Annotated in this window: 14 protein-coding genes; 7 read left to right on the top strand and 7 right to left on the bottom strand. The window is 72.4% G+C overall.

The window, feature by feature from the left end; translation table 11 throughout:
• Positions 1-84: 84 nt before the first annotated feature.
• The 3 genes from GVV76_RS02745 (at position 85) to GVV76_RS02755 (ending at position 1729) form a co-directional block, all read left to right on the top strand.
• A complete protein-coding gene (locus GVV76_RS02745) occupies positions 85-879 on the top strand; it encodes a GntR family transcriptional regulator (protein ID WP_159624830.1) in 795 nt (264 codons plus the stop codon).
• A 113-nt stretch (positions 880-992) separates the two neighbouring features.
• Positions 993-1274 (top strand): PTS glucose/sucrose transporter subunit IIB, encoded by a 282-nt coding sequence (locus GVV76_RS02750; RefSeq protein WP_268891767.1) that lies wholly within the window; start codon positions 993-995, stop codon positions 1272-1274.
• A complete protein-coding gene (locus GVV76_RS02755; RefSeq protein WP_159624832.1) occupies positions 1271-1729 on the top strand; it encodes a PTS sugar transporter subunit IIA in 459 nt (152 codons plus the stop codon). The genes GVV76_RS02750 and GVV76_RS02755 overlap by 4 nt, the downstream gene beginning before the upstream one ends.
• 80 nt (positions 1730-1809) lie before the next feature.
• Here the strand turns inward: GVV76_RS02755 and malQ are convergent, their stop codons facing one another.
• Both malQ and GVV76_RS02765 read right to left on the bottom strand, forming a co-directional pair.
• The gene (gene malQ / locus GVV76_RS02760) at positions 1810-3996 is read right to left on the bottom strand and encodes a 4-alpha-glucanotransferase (protein ID WP_159524167.1); all 2187 of its coding nucleotides are present in this window, start codon (positions 3994-3996) and stop codon (positions 1810-1812) included.
• Positions 3997-4242: 246 nt separating this feature from the next.
• On the bottom strand, positions 4243-4497 hold the full coding sequence (locus GVV76_RS02765; protein ID WP_159524166.1) for a glucose PTS transporter subunit EIIB: 255 nt from the start codon (positions 4495-4497) through the stop codon (positions 4243-4245).
• 235 nt (positions 4498-4732) lie between these two features.
• On the opposite strand from GVV76_RS02765, the gene ptsP reads away from it, so the two are divergent.
• Both ptsP and GVV76_RS02775 read left to right on the top strand, forming a co-directional pair.
• On the top strand, positions 4733-6430 hold the full coding sequence (ptsP, locus tag GVV76_RS02770) for a phosphoenolpyruvate--protein phosphotransferase (protein WP_159624834.1): 1698 nt from the start codon (positions 4733-4735) through the stop codon (positions 6428-6430).
• The gene (locus GVV76_RS02775) at positions 6427-7383 is read left to right on the top strand and encodes an acyl-CoA thioesterase (protein ID WP_159624836.1); all 957 of its coding nucleotides are present in this window, start codon (positions 6427-6429) and stop codon (positions 7381-7383) included. The genes ptsP and GVV76_RS02775 overlap by 4 nt, the downstream gene beginning before the upstream one ends.
• A gap of 283 nt (positions 7384-7666) precedes the next feature.
• Here the strand turns inward: GVV76_RS02775 and ettA are convergent, their stop codons facing one another.
• From ettA to sucC, 4 genes are all read right to left on the bottom strand, one after another.
• Positions 7667-9349, bottom strand: a complete 1683-nt coding sequence (gene ettA / locus GVV76_RS02780; RefSeq protein WP_159624838.1) for an energy-dependent translational throttle protein EttA — start codon at positions 9347-9349, stop codon at positions 7667-7669.
• A gap of 192 nt (positions 9350-9541) precedes the next feature.
• Positions 9542-11437: a phosphoribosylglycinamide formyltransferase gene (gene purN / locus GVV76_RS10320; protein WP_236263167.1), complete on the bottom strand. Its 1896-nt coding sequence runs from the start codon at positions 11435-11437 to the stop codon at positions 9542-9544.
• Positions 11434-12372 carry a succinate--CoA ligase subunit alpha gene (gene sucD, locus GVV76_RS02790; RefSeq protein WP_159624840.1) on the bottom strand — a complete coding sequence of 313 codons (939 nt, stop codon included), beginning with the start codon at positions 12370-12372 and terminating at the stop codon, positions 11434-11436. The genes purN and sucD overlap by 4 nt, the downstream gene beginning before the upstream one ends.
• Positions 12373-12375: 3 nt before the next feature.
• A complete protein-coding gene (gene sucC, locus GVV76_RS02795; RefSeq protein WP_236263168.1) occupies positions 12376-13632 on the bottom strand; it encodes an ADP-forming succinate--CoA ligase subunit beta in 1257 nt (418 codons plus the stop codon).
• 270 nt (positions 13633-13902) lie between these two features.
• Here sucC and GVV76_RS02800 point away from each other — a divergent pair, with 270 nt between their 5' ends.
• Positions 13903-16305 carry a 6-phosphofructokinase gene (locus GVV76_RS02800; protein ID WP_236263170.1) on the top strand — a complete coding sequence of 801 codons (2403 nt, stop codon included), beginning with the start codon at positions 13903-13905 and terminating at the stop codon, positions 16303-16305.
• Positions 16306-16375: 70 nt separating this feature from the next.
• Positions 16376-17671, top strand: coding sequence for a chloride channel protein (locus GVV76_RS02805; protein WP_201292183.1), 1296 nt, complete (start codon positions 16376-16378; stop codon positions 17669-17671).
• 88 nt (positions 17672-17759) lie between these two features.
• On the opposite strand, the gene GVV76_RS02810 is transcribed toward GVV76_RS02805, so the two are convergent.
• Positions 17760-17978, bottom strand: a complete 219-nt coding sequence (locus tag GVV76_RS02810; protein ID WP_159624842.1) for a hypothetical protein — start codon at positions 17976-17978, stop codon at positions 17760-17762.
• Positions 17979-18222 lie beyond the last annotated feature (244 nt).

Here is an 18222-nt window from a genome sequence, read left to right on the forward strand (position 1 = left end):
TAGCTCTCGCCCGTCCAAGAGCGCACATCGCCCTGACGATGCGAGGCACAATGGGACCGCCCCTGGCCCCTTCCCGAAAGCGCCATGACCACCTCATCATCCCCATCGAGCCGCCGCGCCCGCTCAGCCCCGCGCGCGCCCGCCAAGTACGTCGTCGTGAGGGACCACCTCCTCGCCCTCATCGCCGACGGCCTTGAGCCGGGCTCGCCCATCCCCTCCGAGAGGGAGTTGTGCGAGACCTTCTCCGTGTCCCGGATGACGGTGCGCCAGGCGATCGACACCCTCGTCGTCGACGGCGCTCTGGAGCGCCACCAGGGCCGGGGGACCTTCGTGTCCCAGCCCAAGCTCGACCTCCAGTTGCGCCTGTCCTCCTTCACCGATGAGATGCGCCGGCGCGGCATGGAGCCGGGATCTGTCTTCCTGACCGCCGAGACCACGCGGGCCACCCCTCAGGTGGCCCAGGCCCTCGAGATCACCACCGGGGACGAGGTGCATCACCTGCGGCGCCTGCGCACGGCGGACTCGACCCCGATGGCGATCGAGGAGAACTGGCTGACCGCCTCGCTGCTGCCCGGCCTCCTGGAAGGAGCGCTCGACTTCTCCGTCTACCAGCGCCTGGGGGAGGTCGGCCTGGAACCGAGTTGGGGCGAGGACGTCATCCAGGGGCATGTCGTGTCCTCGGAGGAGGCGATCCTCCTGGGCGTGCCCGAAGGCGCGCCGGCCCTCGACATCACCCGCCGCGCCTTCCACGACGACGTGGCGGTGGACTACTCCCGCTCCCTGTACCGCGCGGACCGCTACACCCTGTGGGTGCCCGTCGCGGCCCCTCACCCCGCGGCCTCGCGCCCCTCCGCCCTGCGAACCAGGATGAACCAATGAGCCCGCCCGCACGGGCCCGCAGAGCGCCCGCGCACCGGGTGAGCGGCGCCCCCATCGGGTGACGCGGGAGTGATAACGCTCTCAATCAGCGGTATCGTTCACATCCAGCCGCTATAGCCGGCAGCGCGCCGCAGCCGCGCCCACCGCATCCAGGAGGAGCAACCATGTCCCAGGCACGCCAGATCGTCGAGGCCCTCGGCGGCTTCGACAACATCATCGAGATCGAGCCCTGCATCACCCGGCTGCGCTGCGAGCTGGAGAGCGCCTCCGCCGTCGACGAGGCCGCGCTCAGGGCCGCCGGAGCCCACGGCATCATCACCGTCGGCGACGTCGTTCAGATCGTCATCGGCCCCACCGCGGACGCGCTCTACGAGCAGATCGAGGACCTTCGATGACCCTGGAGGTCCTCTCCCCCCTGGCCGGGGCCGTCGTCACCCTCGACGACGTCCCGGACCCGGTCTTCTCCGGCCGGCTGATCGGGCCGGGGCTCGCCGTCGATCCGCCCCGCGCCCCCGGGGAGGTCGTCACGCTGGCGCCGATCCCCGGGCGCGTGGCCAAGATCCACCCGCACGCCTTCGTCATCGCCGCCGATGACGGCAGGAGCGTGCTCGTCCACCTGGGCCTGGAGACCGTGGGCCTGGGGGGCGGGGGATTCACCATCCACCGGGAGGAGGGGGCGAGGGTGCGCGCGGGCGACCCGATCATCACCTGGAGCCCGGCCCGGGTCGAGGAGGATGGTTTCAACCCGGTCGTCCCGATCGTCGCCCTCGACGCCGGCGCGGCCGACCTCACCCTCGCCGCCCCCGACACCGCCGTCGCCCCCGGCGACGCGCTCATCACCTGGTCCTAGGCGGACGGACGGCGCCCCCAGGGACCAACGAGGCGGGGTCCCGGCCGATCGGCCGGGACCCCGCCTCGCGCTCACGATGATCAGTCCCGGGGCGTGCGGCGCTGGCCCATCTCCTGACGGATCGCCTGGAACAGGCTCGCCGACCGCGTATTGCCCGGTAGGTCCTCGATGAGGACCGGCTCGCCCGAACTGTCCGCCAGGGGGATCCTCCAGTTCGGGTACTCCTGGTCCGTGCCCGGCTGGTTCTGCGTCCTGCGCTCGCCGACGCAGTCCACGAGGGCGACGCCGATGAGAGCCGAGGGAGTACGCGCGATGTACCGGTGGAGCGCCTCGACGATCTCGCGCTCGGAGGGGTCGGCACCCAGCAGGCGGTGCTCGCGCAGGCGCTCGATCATCCGGTCGCGCTCCATGCTCGCCTCGGCGCGCACCTGCTCGACCGGGTCCGCCAGCAGGCCGAGGCGCTCGCGCAGGGCGACGTGCTCGTCGGCGAGGTAGCCCGCGGTGGGCGGCAGGTCGTGGGTGTTGACGGTGGACAGCGCGAGGCGCCGGTAGTCCTGCGGCTGGAGCGGCCAGCCATCGCCCTGCTTCTCGAACCAGAGCACGGAGGTGCCTAGCACGCCCCGGCCGGCGAGGTAGTCGCGGGCCCAGGGCTCCACGGTGCCCAGGTCCTCGCCGATGATGACGGCACCGGCGCGGTGGGCCTCCAGGAGGACCACGCCGACCATTGCCTCGTGGTCGTAGCGCACGTAGGCGCCCGAGGCGGCGCCCATGCCCTTGGGGATCCACCACAGGCGGAACAGGCCGATGATGTGATCGACGCGCAGCGCGCCGGCATGGCGCAGGACGGTGCGCACCATGTCCCGCAGTGGCTGGAAGGCCGTCTCGGCCAGGTACACGGGGCTCCACGGCGGCTGGGACCAGTTCTGCCCCAACTGGTTGTACATGTCCGGCGGGGCGCCCACCTCGATGCCGGGGGCGAAGGCCTCGGGCTCGGACCACACGTCCGCCCCCCGGGCGTGGACGCCCACGGCGAGGTCGTCCATGATCCCCAGCGCCATGCCGGAGGCCTTGGCCTGCTCCTGGGCCCGCGCGAGCTGCTCATCGACGATCCACTGCAACCAGGCGTAGAAGTCGATGCGGTCGGTCAGGGCGCGGGCCTCGTCGGCCACGACGGCAGAGGAGGGGTCCTTGAGGGCCTCGGGCCAGCCGGCCATCTCGCCGTGCTTCTCGGTCAGCGCGCACCACAGGGCGAAGCGCTCCAGGCCCTCGCCGGCCTCGGCGCGGAAACGCTCGAAGTCCCGGCGCCGGGAGCGCGAGCGTCCGGCGGAGAAGACGACCTCAAGGGCGTCGCGCTTGAGCTGCCAGATGGAGTCCCGGTCGATCGGGTCGACGGTGCGGTTGGTCGCGGCGAGTTCTTCCAGGGACCACTGGATGAGCGAGCGGCGCGGCCCCGACAGCCGGGTCATCTCCGGGATGGCCTCGGGGCGGATGTAGATCGGGTTGACGAAGCGCCGGGTGACCGGGAGGTAGGGCGACGGCGTCATCCGCCCTGAGGGCTCGGCCGCGTGCAGGGGGTTGATGAGCAGGAAGTCAGCGCCCTCGTCGCCGAGGAAGGAGGCGAGCTCGGTCAGGTCGTCCGCGTCGCCGATGCCCCAGGAGTCGGCTGAGCGCGCCGAGTAGAGCTGCGCCATGACGCCCCAGCCGCGCTCGCCCAGGCTGGCGGGGAGGTCGAGGCGGTCCGGGGTCATCGCCAGCGCCGCCGTGGCGGTGGTGGCGGGGCGGTCCTCGACGGCCTCGATCTCGGCCACAAGGGTGTGCCAGCCCAGTGGCAGGTCCCCGGGGACGCGGAAGGAGGCGCGGCCGGTGAGGACGCCGTCGACCTCCCGGGGGCGCTCCCAGTCCTCGGCCTGCTCCAATTCCACGGAGCCCCCGGACTCGAGTTCGACGCGCACGGTGACCTGGGCGCCGTGGGGGATGTGGAGGGCCACGGGGGCCTCCCACCCCTGGCGGCGCACGACGGTCGGGGGGAGGATGCGCTTCCAGGGGGCGAGCTCGGCATCGGCCAGGGACGCCTCGATCTGAGCGTCGGTCGCGGCCGCGACCCCGAGCGCGGCGAGGACCGCCACGAGGGTGGCGCGGCTGGGCGCGGCGCGATTGCCGTGGTAGTCCCAGTACTCGGTGGAAACGCCGTGCATCTCCGCGAGGCGCTTGAGGTCCTCGCCCGCGGGCTCGTCGGAGGCGGTTCCAACGGGGGTCGACTCAGTCATGGGCAGTGCCGCCTGTTCTCGTGAGCGCTCTCACGCCGGGAGCGCTCGTGCGATGCCGTCGCGCTCGGGATGGATCGGGTACGGACCTTCCCGCCGGGGTGACGTCTTAGTCAGTCGCGGTCGTAGGAACAGGATAGGGTCCGCGTGTTGCTGCAAGCCTTTCACAGTCTGGGCCGGAGCGCCAAAGCCTCCCGTCGGCGAGTCGCGCCCGCGGGGCGGGATGAAGGGCGCCGAGCGGGAGGGCCCTTAAAGCGACGCGATCTCGTCGGCGAGGGCGTCCGCCGTCGGGCCGACGACGACCTGCACGACGGAGCCGGAGCGGACCACGCCGAAGGCGCCCGTGGCCCTCAGGGCCTCCTCATCGACCTTCCCCTGATCGACGACCTCGACCCTGAGCCGGGTGATGCAGGGCTCGAGGACCATGATGTTGTCACTACCCCCGAGGCCCGCGACAATGCGCTCCGCCGTCGTACTCATCGCTACTCCTTCACTCGCCTTCATGCGCGGCCCGCACTCCCTGTGCGAGAGTGATCCGACATCTATTATCAGGCTCGCCCGGCGCCACCGCGCACGGCTCGCCATCATGTGCGCTCCATCACCTCCCCCGGGACGCTACTCCCCTTTAAGGCGGGGCCGTGTGCCAATCGTGATTCATACCCCGGTCCCTCTCCCGAAAGCGCCCCCAGGCGTGCACAATGGTCCCTACGACCGCCTCCAGCACTGACGAGGAGCACTCATGGCGCTGTCCGACGCATCTCCTACTTCCCTGTCCGGTATCGGCGTGAGCCCCGGCATCGTCGCGGGGCCCGTCGCCCGCATGGCGCCGGGCATCCCCGAGCCCGAGCTCGCGCTCATCGACGCCTCCCGCGACCTCGACAAGGAGTGCGAGCGGATCGAGGCCGCGGCGCAGACCGTCAAGAAGGGCCTGGAGCTCTCCGCCGCCCAGGCCAAGGGCGAGGGGCGCACCCTCCTGGAGACGACGGCGCAGATGGCCGCGGACCCCACCCTCACCTCCTCCGCGCAGGCCATGGTCCGCGAGCGCAGGCTCGTGCCCGAGCGGGCGGTCTGGGAGGCCGCCGGCACCCTCGCCTCGATGCTCGAGTCGCTCGGCGGCTACATGGCCGAGCGCACGCGCGATGTCGCCGACGTGCGCGACCGCATCGTCGCCGTCCTGACCGACTCCCCCATGCCCGGCATCCCGGTGCTGCCCGAACCCTTCATCCTCGTGGCCGAGGACCTGGCGCCCGCGGACACCGCGCTGCTGGACCCGGAGAAGGTCGTCGCCTTCGTCACCTCCGAGGGCGGCCCCACCTCGCACACGGCGATCCTCGCCCGCGCCCTGGGCATGCCCGCCATCGTGGGCACCGGCGCCGAGGTCGCCGACCAGCTCCATGATGGGGACATCGTCCTGGTGGACGGCACGAAGGGCGTCATCACGCTCAACCCCGACGAGGCCGCGCTGCGCCGTGCCAAGGAGTTGGCCAGCCGGGTGCGCGTCTTCAACGGCGACGGCGCCACGAAGGACGGCCGGGAGGTCCAGTTGCTCGCCAACGTGGGCGACGCCGCCGGGGCCCGCAGCGCCGCTGAGGCCGGGGCCATGGGCGTGGGCCTGTTCCGCACGGAGTTCTGCTTCCTCGACCAGCCCGAGGAGCCCACCATCGAGGCGCAGGTGGAGGCCTACACCGGTGTCCTGGCCGCCTTCCCCGGCAAGAAGGTCGTGGTGCGGACCCTGGACGCGGGCGCCGACAAGCCCCTGCCCTTCCTCACCGACGCGACGGAGGCCAACCCGGCCCTCGGCGTGCGCGCCTACCGGACCGCCCGCCGCGACCCCGATGTGCTGGAGCACCAGCTCGAGGCGCTGGCCAAGGCCGAGGCCGCCACGGACGCCAAGGTGTGGGTCATGGCCCCCATGATCTCCACCGCCGAGGAGGCCAAGGCCTTCACGGACAAGGCGCGCTCCTACGGCCTCAAGACGGCCGGCATGATGATCGAGGTCCCCTCGGCGGCCCTCATGGCGGATAAGCTCTTCGAGTACGCCGACTTCGCCTCGGTGGGCACCAATGACCTCACCCAGTACGTCATGGCAGCGGACCGCCTCCTGTCCTCCCTGGCGGACCTGTCCACCGCCTGGCAGCCGGCCGTGCTGCGGCTCATCAAGCAGGCCTGCGACGGCGCGGCCCCGCACGGGCGCCCGGTGGGCGTGTGCGGCGAGGCCGCGGCGGACCCGGCCCTGGCCACCGTCCTCGTGGGCCTCGGCGTGGCGAGCCTGTCGATGACCGCACGCGCCCTGCCGGACGTGGACGCCGTCATGAAGTCGGTGACCTTCGAGGAGTGCCAGGAACTGGCGCGCCTCGCCATCGACTCGCCCACCGCCGAGGACGCGCGCGCGGCTGTGCGCGCCAAGCTGCCGATCCTGGAGGAGCTCGGCCTGTGACGACGCCGTATCCCGTCCCCTCCGCCAGCGAGGAGCCACTCGGCTCCCTCACCCGCATCCTGGCACTGGCGGAGGGTGACGGGACCGACTCGTTCCTCGGCGACTCCCTCCCCCACCTCTCCGGGCGCATCTACGGCGGGCAGGTCATCGCCCAGGGCCTGCTGGCGGCCGCCGCCACCCTTCCGGAGGCGGCCGATAACGCCCTGGAGCCGCGCCTGCCACACTCGCTCCACGCGTACTTCATGCGGGGCGGGGATCCCAAGCAGCCCGTGGTCTACGAGGTGGAGCGGCTCCATGACGGGCGCTCCTTCTCCCAGCGCCGCACCACCGCCCTGCAGGCGGGCCGGGCGATCCTGGCCATGGTCGCCTCCTTCCAGATCGACCAGGAGGGATCACAGGCCCAGATCGCCGCGCCATCGGTCCCCGGTCCCGAGGAGTTGGTCAGCGCCCTGGAGATCTTCCGGACGCTGGACGACCCGGCGGCCAAGTTCCTCGGGCGCACCGCCTCCTTCGACATCCGCCATGTGGAGGGGAACATCTACCTCGGCCCGGGCGCGGAGGTCACCCACCGGCAGCGCCTCTGGCTGCGCTCGCGCGGACACGTCCCGGAAGAGGCCTCGCAGACGGTGCACCGGGTGCTGCTGACCTACGTCTGCGACCAGGTGATGCTGGAGCCGGCGCTGCGCAGTCAGGGGCTGAGCTGGCGCAGCGAGGGGATGAGTCTGGCCACGCTCGACCACGCCCAGTGGTTCCACCGGGATGTCGACGCCTCGGACTGGCTGCTGTTCGTCCAGGACTCCCCCACCTCGCAGGGCGGGCGCGCGGCGGCGCGGGCAGAGGTCTTCGACTCCGCCGGCCGCCTGGTCTCCACGATCGCCCAGGAGGGCATGATCCGCATGCCCACGGCCACCTCGCGCGGCAGCGGCGAGTGGGCCGTCCGCTTCGACGCCTGAGCCCCGGACCTGGTAAGCGCCCGCGAGCCTGAAGCCTCTCCGCGGGCCTCCATCCACGCGGCGGGAAGTTGCTCGCGCGTCGACATCCGTTCCCTCCGCGCCGGGCCCTCAGCCCGCGGATACCGTCTCACCCCGCTCCTGCGCCCTCAAACTGCGAGAATGAGGGCGCAGGAGCGGGGTGAGACGGTATCTGGCGGGTTGGGTCAATCGCGTGTGTTCGGCCTACGGCCCCCAACACCGCTCAATCGCCTCGGCAGCACGAGCAAGCTCGGCTGCGCTCGGCTCAATCGCGTGTGAGCTTCCGGTAGGTGACGCGGTGGGGGCGGGCGGCCTCGGCGCCCAGGCGCGCGACCTTGTTCTCCTCGTAGGAGGCGAAGTTGCCCTCGAACCAGTACCAGTTCGCCGGGTTCTCCTCCGTTCCCTCCCAAGCCAGGATGTGGGTGGCCACGCGGTCGAGGAACCAGCGGTCGTGGGTGATGACAACGGCGCAGCCGGGGAACTCCAGCAGCGCGTTCTCCAGGGAACCCAGGGTCTCGACGTCGAGGTCGTTCGTGGGCTCGTCCAGCAGGATGAGGTTGCCGCCCTGCTTGAGGGTCAGCGCCAGATTGAGGCGGTTGCGCTCACCACCGGAGAGCACGCCAGCGGGCTTCTGCTGGTCCGCGCCCTTGAAGCCGAAGGAGGCCACGTACGCGCGGGACGGCATCTCCACGCCCCCGACCTGGATGTAGTCCAGTCCGTCAGAGACGACCTCCCAGAGGGTCTTGGCAGGGTCGATGCCGGCGCGGGACTGGTCCACGTAGGACAACTTGACGGTCTGGCCGATCTTAAGGCTGCCGCCGTCGAGCTCCTCCAGCCCCACGATGGTCTTGAACAGCGTGGTCTTGCCGACGCCGTTGGGGCCCACGATACCCACGATGCCGTTGCGCGGCAGCGTGAAGGACAGGTCATCGATGAGGGTGCGGCCGTCGAAGCCCTTGCTCAGGTGGCTGGCCTCAAGGACCTGGTTGCCCAGGCGCGGGCCCGGCGGGATCTGGATCTCCTCGAAGTCGAGCTTGCGAGTGCGCTCGGCCTCGGCGGCCATCTCCTCGTAGCGGGCCAGGCGGGCCTTGGACTTAGCCTGGCGGCCCTTGGCGGAGGAGCGCACCCACTCCAACTCCTCCTTGAGGCGCTTGGCGAGCTTGGCGTCCTTCTTGCCCTGGACCTCCAGGCGCTTCTCCTTGGTCTCCAGGTAGGTGGAGTAGTTGCCCTCGTAGGGGTAGAGGTGCCCGCGGTCCACCTCGGCGATCCACTGGGCGACGTGATCGAGGAAGTAGCGGTCGTGGGTGACCGCGATGACGGCGCCCTTGTAGGTGCTCAGGTGCTGCTCCAGCCACAGCACGGACTCGGCGTCCAGGTGGTTGGTGGGCTCGTCGAGCAGGAGCAGGTCGGGGGCCTCCAGGAGGAGCTTGCACAGGGCGACTCGGCGGCGCTCACCACCGGAGAGGTGCCTGACCTCGGCGTCCGGCGGCGGGCAGCGCAGGGCGTCCATGGCCTGCTCGAGCTGGGAGTCGAGGTCCCAGGCGTTCGCGGCGTCGATCTCCGTCTGGAGCTTGCCCATCTCCTCCATGAGGGCGTCGAAGTCGGCGTCCGGGTCCGCCATGGCCGCGGAGATCTCGTTGAAGCGGTCGAGCTTGCCCTTGATCTCGGCCACGCCCTCCTCGACGTTGCCCAGGACGGTCTTGTCCTCATTGAGGGGCGGCTCCTGCATGAGGATGCCGACGCTGTAGCCGGGGGTCAGGCGCGCCTCGCCGTTGGAGGGCTGGTCGATGCCGGCCATGATCTTGAGGATCGAGGACTTGCCGGCGCCGTTGGGACCGACCATGCCGATCTTGGCGCCGGGCAGGAAGGCCATGGTGACGTCGTCGAGGATGACCTTGTCGCCATGGGCCTTGCGCGCCTTGATCATCTGATAGATGTACTCAGCCACTGTGCGGTGCGCCTTTCGTCGAATTACGGGGAGGTCTGGTGGGCTCGCGCTCGGGACGGGCCCGCCGGTGGTCCTCCGGGGCCGACGACGCGCGCCGCGGCCCAGCCTAGAGCAGTCGCCGCCCATCGGCGACGACGCGGCGCATGACCCCGCGCACGCGGCGCTCGGATGGGCCCGGCGGGGCTGGGTCCCTCAGCGCCCGGGGCCGACGAGCAGGCGGATCTGCTCAATGAGCTGAGGGGTCTCGGCGGCCTTGATGCGCTCGGTGAGGGCTGCCTCGTCGTCATCGGCCAGTACCGGAACCTCCACCTGGGCGATGATCTCCCCGGTGTCCACGCCGGCGTCGACCCAGAACAGGGTGGCGCCGGCCCGCGTGGCCCCGGCGGCCAGGGCGTCGCGCACGGCGTGAGCGCCGGGGAAGTCGGGGAGGAGCGAGGGGTGGGTGTTGAGGACGCGCCCACCGAAGCGGGCAAGGAAGGCGCCCCCCAGCAGGCGCATGAACCCGGCGCAGACCACGAGGTCCGGCGCGTATCCGCCCACCGAGCGGGCCAGGGCCTCATCCCAGGCGACGCGGTCCGGGTAATCGGCCAGGGCGACGACCTCGGTGGGGATGCCCGCCGCGCGAGCGCGTTCCAGCCCCGCGCACTCCTTGTCCGCGACGACGCCGACGACCTCGGCGCCGTAGGCGGGGTCCTCACAGGCCTCGATGAGGGCGGCCAGGTTCGAGCCCGTCCCCGAGACGAGCACGACGAGGGCCGCGGGCTCAGCGCGCTCCGGCTCCTCATCCCGCGGGCCCGCCGGGACGGCGTCGCCGGCCTCCTCGGCGCTGCTGGCCCCGTGGGCGCCGCGCCGCTCGCGCAGGCCCTGGGCCGTGCTCCCGGCCGCCTGACTGGCCGCGCTCACGCCGCGCCGCGTCATCCGGCGGGTCCAGGGGTGGATCATGAGAGCGGCGGTGAGCAGTCCGAGGCCGACCTCGATCAGGCACAGGATGATGATGGAGGAGGTCGTCGGGCCGACGTGCGCCAGCCGCGCGGGCCCGATGGGACCGGTGGCGCCCAGGCATAGGACGGCCACCCCGGCGGTGAGGAGGAGCGCCCCACCGGCGGCGGCGGCGAGGGCCCGTCCGAGGCTCAGGGAGGTCAGCTCGCCCCGGTGGCGCCAGCCGATGGCGATCGCCCCCAGGACGATGAGGAAAGGCAGCAGGCGCGCGGGCCCCCAGGTGCCGGCGGGGAGGGCGCCGAGGATCGGCAGGGACGGCACCGCGCCGGCGATGATCGCGCTGGGGGCGAAGAGAGTCCCGCTCCCCACACTGAAACCGGGGCCGAGCACCCAGGACATCGCCCAGATGAGCCCCGTGGGGACCCAGGCGGCCTGGAAGAGGACGAGCCCGGCCGAGGAGATGATGCCGCCCCCGGCGATGGAGTCGTGGAGCAGTGAGATCCTGCCCGCCCCGGCGACGACGGCGGCCAGGAGCGCCACGAGGGACAGCCCGAGCAGCCCGAGCGCGCAGTCGCGGGCCATACCCAGCGCGGGGCTCACCCAGTCGGGCCGCTCGCGCCACCAGCGCTCCAGTGCCGGGATGCCCCGCCCCTGGGAGTGGAGGCGGGCGCCGATGACGGCCGTCGACAGGACTATGAGGCCCGGCAGGGCCGACCAGGCCCCGCCGCTGGGGGCGGACAGCAGGAGGAGGACGGCCCCGGTCAGGGCCGCGGAGGCGGCGGCCACGCCCCCGGCCGCCGGGCCGGAGAGGCCGGCCCGGCGGGCGGAGGAGCGCAGGAGCAGCGCCTGGAGGATGGTGACTCCCAGGAGGGGAAGGCCGAGGGTGCCACTGGGGCCCCCGGCGTCGCCGAGGCGCCCACCCAGGCCGAGAGCCCACAGGCCCGCGCCCGTGCGGATCGTGGAGCCCAGGTTGAGAGCGGTGGAGGCGCTCAGCGGGGCCGAGGTCATCATGACGGCAGTGGTCGCGCCGACGACGAGGAACCAGGCCAGGAGGACGGCCTCGATCCCCGCGCGCAGCGCGAAGGGCCAGTCGTCGGGCAGGGCGGCGCGTCGGCGCGGCTCCGGCCGGCGCTGGGCGGGCCCGCTCACGCGCGCGCGCCCGCGAGATCGCGGTGGATGCGGCGCGCGAGCTCCGCGGTCTGGCTCGGGGTGCGGCCCACGGTGACCCCCACGGCCTCAAGGGCCTCCTTCTTGGCGGCGGCCGTGCCCGCGGAGCCCGAGACGATGGCGCCCGCGTGGCCCATGGTCCTGCCCTCGGGGGCGGTGAAGCCGGCGACGTAGGCGACCACTGGCTTGGTGACGCTCTGGGCGATGTAGGCGGCGGCGCGCTCCTCAGCGTCGCCCCCGATCTCGCCGATCATGACGATGAGCTCGGTGTCGGGATCGGCCTCGAAGGCGGCGAGGGCGTCGATGTGGGTGGTGCCGATGACGGGGTCCCCCCCGATGCCGATGCAGGTGGTGAACCCGAGATCGCGCAGTTCGTGCATGAGTTGGTAGGTGAGGGTCCCGGACTTGGAGACCAGTCCGATGGGGCCCGGGCCGGTGATGTCCGGCGGGGTGATGCCCACGTTGGAGCGGCCGGGGGAGATGATGCCGGGGCAGTTGGGGCCGATGACGCGCGCCCCGTGGGCCGCGGCGTGGGCGCGGAAGGCGACGGCGTCCGCCACGGGGATGCCCTCGGTGATGACCACGATGAGGCGGATCCCGGCATCGACGGCCTCGATGACGGCGCCCTTGGCGAAGGCGGGGGGCACGAAGATCACGGAGACCTCGGCGCCGGTGGCGGCCCTGGCCTCGGCGACGCTGCCGTGGACGGGGACCTCCACGGCGCCGGTGGGCACGGCCCCGGCGCCCGGTCCGATGGGCTCGACGTCGAAGGCGACCGAGGTGCCCGCCTTGCGGGGGTTGACGCCGGCGACGACCCGCGTGCCGGCGCAGAGCATGCGCCGCGTGTGCTTACGGCCCTCCGATCCGGTCATCCCCTGGACGATGACGCGGTCGGACTCGGTGAGGAAGACGCTCATGGCTCAGGCCTCCTGGGGGGTCGGGGCAGCGGTGCGCGGGTCGGGCAGGGGCGGGGCCGGCCGCCCCTCCGGCGCTTCACGCGTGACCCGCTCGGCGATGGCGGTCACGGCGTCGGCGGCGCCGTCCATGGTCTCCACGATGGTGACGCCGGGCAGGTCGGCCTGGCGGAGGATGCGGCGGCCAAGCTCCGCGCTGTTGCCGTCCAGGCGCACCACGATGGGCTTGGCGGGGCCGGTGAGCGTCCCGTGGGCGGCCACGATGCCCTCGGCCACGGTGTCGCAGGAGGTGATGCCGCCGAAGACGTTGACGAGGATGGCCCGCACCTGCGCGTCGGAGGCCACGATGCTCAGGGCGTCGGCCATGGCCTGGGCCGATGAGCCACCGCCCAGGTCGAGGAAGTTGGCGGGGCGCATCCCCCCATGCCTCTCCCCCGCCCCGGCGACGACGTCGAGCGTGGACATGACCAGGCCCGCGCCGTTGCCCAGGACGCCAACCTCGCCGCTCAGGCGCACGTAGTTGAGGCCGGCCTCCTTAGCACGGGCCTCAAGGGGATCCACCGAGGAGGCATCGACGAGGTCCTCGTGGTCCCGGTGGCGGAAGCGGGCGTTGTCGTCGAGGGTGACCTTGCCATCCAGGGCGATGATCCGCCCGTCGTCGGCCAGGACGAGGGGGTTGACCTCCACGAGGGTGGCGTCCTCAGCCACCAGCGCCTCCCAGAGGCGCTCGATGACCCCGGCGACGCCGTCGGCGGTCGGCCCGGGCTCGAAGCCGGCGGCGGCCACGATCTGGCGCGCGGCCTCGGCGGTCAGGCCGGCCACTGGGTCGATGGGGATGCGGGCCAGGGCCTCGGGGCGCTCGGCGGCGAGGGCCTCGATATCCATGCCACCCTCGCGCGAGCACATCGCCAGGTAACCGCGCTCGGCGCGGTCCAGGAGGATCGCGAAGTAGTACTCCTCGGCGATATCGGTCCCCTCGGAGATGAGCACGGAGCGCACGGTGTGACCCTTGATGCTCATGCCGAGGATGGCGGCGGCGCGCTCGGCGGCCTCCTCGGCGCTGCGGGCGAGCTTGACGCCACCGGCCTTGCCGCGCCCGCCGGTCTTGACCTGGGCCTTGACGACGAGCAGCCCGGCCCCGCCGTCGAGGAGGTCCTGGGCGGCGGCGCGCGCCTCCTCGGGGGTGGTGGCGATAATGCCGGGCAGGACGGGGACGCCGTGGCGGCGGAAGAGGTCCCGAGCCTGGTACTCATAGAGGTCCATGAGGCGGTGTCCTTTCGCGCGGGTATCGGCCCTCGTCGGGCACCGGCCGGCCGCGGGCCCACTTTGGCTCTGGTCTGAGGGTATCGCGGAGTGGGGCGCCGCGGTGGAGAATCGCGCGCGAGTCTTGGAGGGCCGGCGGGCTCGCACCCCGGTGATGGTGACGCCGCGTCATCGGTGTGACGCAGGCCCCTCCGGCGGGACACAATAGGGGCTGACCGGACTGGGCCGGACAGGACCGGGTCGCAGCCGGACCGCATGAGAAGGAGTCCCATGACCGCCGCAGGCAACACCGCTCCGCAGCCGCCGTCCACCGCCTCCCAGGAGCCGGTGATCGACGCCGTCACCTCCGTGGTCCGCGACACGACCGATGCCGCGGCGCCCACCGGCCCCGCTGGGGAGCCGATCAGGGTCGGGGTGCTCACCTCGGGCGGCGATGCCCAGGGCATGAACGCGGCGGTGCGGGCCGCCGTGCGCACGCTGCTGCGCCTGGGCGCCCAGCCCTACGCCGTCATGGAGGGATGGGCCGGGGCCGTCGCCGGGGGCGAGGGCATCCGCCCCCTGGAGTGGGACTCCGTGGGCGCGATCCTCCACCGGGGCGGGACGATCATCGGCACCGCCCGCTCCGCGGAGTTCCGCGAGCGCTCCGGGCAGCTCGACGCCGCCGCCCATCTCCTGGAGCACGGCATCGACCGGCTCATCGTCATCGGTGGGGACGGCTCACTCACCGGCACCAATGAGTTCCGGATGAACTGGCCGAGCCTGGTGGCTGAGTTGGCCGAGACCGGGCGCATCACCACCCAGGTCGCCCAGGCGCATCCGGCGCTCATGGTGGCGGGGATCGTCGGCTCCATCGACAACGATCTCGTCGGCGCGGATATGACGATCGGCACCGACTCGGCCCTGCACCGCATCTTGGAGGCCATCGACGACATCTCCTCCACCGCCGCCTCCCACCAGCGCACCTTCGTGGTGGAGGTCATGGGCCGCCACTGCGGCTACCTGGCGCTCATGGCGGCGGTGGCCGGCGGCTGCGACTACGTGCTCGTCCCCGAGATCCCGCCGGCCGAGGGCTGGGAGGAGGACATGTGCGCCAAACTCGCCAAGGGCCGACGGGCCGGGCGGCGCGAGTCCATGGTCATCGTCGCCGAGGGCGCCACTGACCGCTGCGGCAATCGGATCACCGCCGACGACGTCAAGCGGGTCCTGTCCGAGCGCCTCGGCGAGGACGCCCGGGTGACGATCCTCGGGCACGTCCAGCGGGGTGGCAAGCCCAGCGCCTACGACCGTTGGATGTCCACCCTGCTGGGGTGCCAGGCGGCGCGCGAGGTCCTTCAGGCCTCCCCGGAGACGGTGCCGGTGATCGTCGTCGAGCGGCACAACCGCATCCGCTCGGTGCCGATGATGGAGCAGGTCGAGGCCACGCGCGCGGTCAAGGACCTGGTGGCGGCCGGGGACTGGGAGGGCGCCGTGGCCGCCCGGGGGCGCAGTTTCGGCGAGATGCTGCGGGTCTTCGAGACCATGTCCACTCCTCCCGGGCCCACCGCCGCCGGGGCCGCCCCCAGCAGGAGGGTGGCCATCATCCATGCCGGCGGGCTCGCCCCGGGCATGAACACGGCGGCCCGCGCCGCGGTCCGGCTCGGCCTGGACCACGGCTTCACCATGCTGGGCGTGGCGGGCGGCTTCCCTGGCCTTCTCGACGGCGAGGTGCGCGAGTTGAGCTGGGACGACGTCGAGGGCTGGGTCGGCGACGGCGGGGCCGAGCTCGGCACGCGCCGGGAGGTCCCCGAGGTCGAGCAGCTCTACGCCCTGGGCCGGGCCATCGAGAAGCATGAGATCGACGCCCTGCTCGTCATCGGCGGATTCAACGCCTACCTGGCCGCGCACCGCCTGGTCATGGAGAAGGTCCGCTACCCCGCCTTCCAGATCCCCATCCTGTGCGTCCCGGCGTCGATCGACAACAACCTGCCCGGTTCCGAGCTGTCGATCGGCACGGACACGGCGCTCAACGCGACGATCAGCGCCCTGGACTCGATCAAGCAATCGGCGGCGGCATCGCACCGCTGCTTCGTGGCGGAGGTGATGGGCCGCAAGTGCGGGTACCTGTCCTTCATGAGCGGCCTGGCCACGGGCGCCGAGGGCGTCTACCTCCACGAGGACGGCATCGGGCTGGCGCGCCTGGCGGAGGACTCCAGGCGGATGGTCGAGGCCTTCGAGAACGGCCGGAAACTCCACCTGCTCATCCGCAACGAGCGGGCCAGCGAGTGCTACACCACGGATGTGCTGGCCAAGATCTTCGCCGCCGAGGGCGTGGGCCTGTACGACGTGCGCAAGGCCGTGATCGGGCACCTCCAGCAGGGCGGGGACCCGACGGCTTTCGACCGCCTCATGGCCACCAAGCTCGTCGCGCACGCCCTGGACCTGCTCGCCGATCAGCTCCAGAGGGGTACGGACCACTCCAGTTACGTGGGCCTGACCGGTGGGCGCATCACCCACCACCGCCTGGAGCGCATGGAGGAGGAGGTGGACATGGCCAACCGCCGGCCCCTCCATCAGTGGTGGCTGGGGATGCGCCCGGCCCTGGATCTCGTCTCCTCGGACCTGGGTCCGCTGTCCATGGCCGACGTCCCCGACTTCGGCGAGGCCGTGGACGCCGCGGCCACCGCCGAGGACTGAGGGACGTCGACCACCGGCCCGCGCCGACCCGGGCGCGGGCCTGGCGCTGGCGGGAACTATCCTCGGTGCGATGGTCCCTGCCTGTACTCCTCCCCTTGAGCCCGCGCGCCGACCCGCCCTGCCGGCGGCCGCCAGGCTCCTCTGCGCACTGGTGCTGTCGGGCGTGGCGGCGGGCCTCATCGGCATCGCCATGGCCTACCTCCTCGAGGGCTTCGAGTGGCTGTTCTACGGAGTCGAGGAGGGCTCGCTGCCGGAACGAGTGGCGGCCGCGCCCGCGTGGCGCCGTATCGCGGCGCCGGCCCTGGGAGGCGCCCTCGCGGGCGCCCTGTGGTGGTGGGAGCGCTCCACCGGCGGGGTGGTGAGCGTGGAGCGAGTGGTCGCCGACTCCGGCGCCCCCGGCCCCGACTCGCCCTCTCGCCGCATGGGGGTGCTGCGCCCCTTCGGCGACGCCGTCCTTCAGGTCCTCACCGTCGGCGCGGGAAACTCGGTGGGGCGCGAGGGGGCCCCGCGGCTGGCTGCGGGGGCTGTCGCCGTCGTGGTCGGCCGCAAGCTGGGTCTCGATCGTTCCTGGGCCCGGCTTCTTGTCGCCTCCGCCGCCGGGGCGGGCCTGGCGGCCATGTACAACGCGCCGCTGGGCGGGGCGGCCTATGCCGTCGAGATCGTCATGCTGACCGGGATGCGGCGGCGCGGTGCGCTCCTCGCGGTGCCGCTGAGCGCTCTGGCAACGGTGGTCTCCTGGTGGGGCTCGGGCGGCCGGGCGAGCCTGGTGATGCCCGCCGCCCCGCTCACCGCGCAGACCCTCCTGGCCTGCCTGCTGGCGGCCCCGGTCGCGGCGCTCCTCGGATGGCTGGCGGCGCGCACCTGGGCGTGGTGCAAGGCGCGCCGGCTGCCGGATTCCTGGAGCCTGCCCCTGGCGATCGGCGGCGCCGGCCTGGCCACGGGCGCGGCCTCCCTGTTGCTGCCAGAGCTGCCCGGCAATGGCCGCGACGCCTTCCAGGGAGCGCTCGACTCGCCCGCCGCGGCGGGCGCGCTCGCGGCATTGCTCGGCGTCGTCGTCCTCAAGCCGCTCCTCACCGGGGCGACGCTCGGGGCCGGCGCCACCGGCGGGCTGCTGGCGCCGTCCTTCGCCCTGGGGGCCAGCGGCGGGGCCGCCATCGCCGTCGGGCTGAGCCTGGCGGGGATGTCCCCGAGCATCCCCGCGGCGGCCCTCATGGGCGCGGGGGTGGCCCTCGCGGTCACGCAGCGCGCGCCCGTCTTCGGGGCGGTGTTCGTCTGGGAGGTCACCCAGGGACCGATCTGGATCCTCCCGCCGCTCCTCGTGGCGTGCTGGGCCGCCTGCCGGATCACGCGGCCGCACGCCTCCTGAGCCGCCCGGGGCCGAGGGCCGGGCCGCTCCCCGCGGGATCACTCATCCGGACACGGGCAGAGCCCTCACCCGAGAGGCGCGGCAGCGCTCAGGAGAACGCGCCGAGCACCTTGTCCAACGTCCAAATACCGACGTCGCAGACAGACTTACCGTTCCGCTCGCAGTACTGCTGTCGCTCCACGAGGATGCTGAGATCACCACCTCCCATGGTTTTGCTCGCCGCGAGGTCAATCCATGACATCCCTGTTCCACCGCCCTCCAGGAAGGCCCGGAGGAAGGTGCCGTCCCACTGGGCCTCGTCTAGCACCCATGGACTCCTCCCCTCGACAACCATCTTGAGGACGTCCGCGAATCGTTGTGCGGCCTCTCGCCGGTCGCCTTTGGCCTGGCAGATGTGATTACCCGTCTCGACGACCGCAGTGATGGGCGGAAGGAAGAGGTGCCCATCCTCGGTCCGCGCCCTGAGGGTTTCAAGGACATCGTCCCGCGCCCCCCCTTCTTCGAGTAGTCCGGCACCTGGAGGATGTGGTCCAGGACAGATGTGTCAATGA

Source organism: Actinomyces sp. zg296, assembly GCF_009829695.1.
GTDB classification, from domain to species: Bacteria; Actinomycetota; Actinomycetes; order Actinomycetales; family Actinomycetaceae; genus Actinomyces; species Actinomyces marmotae.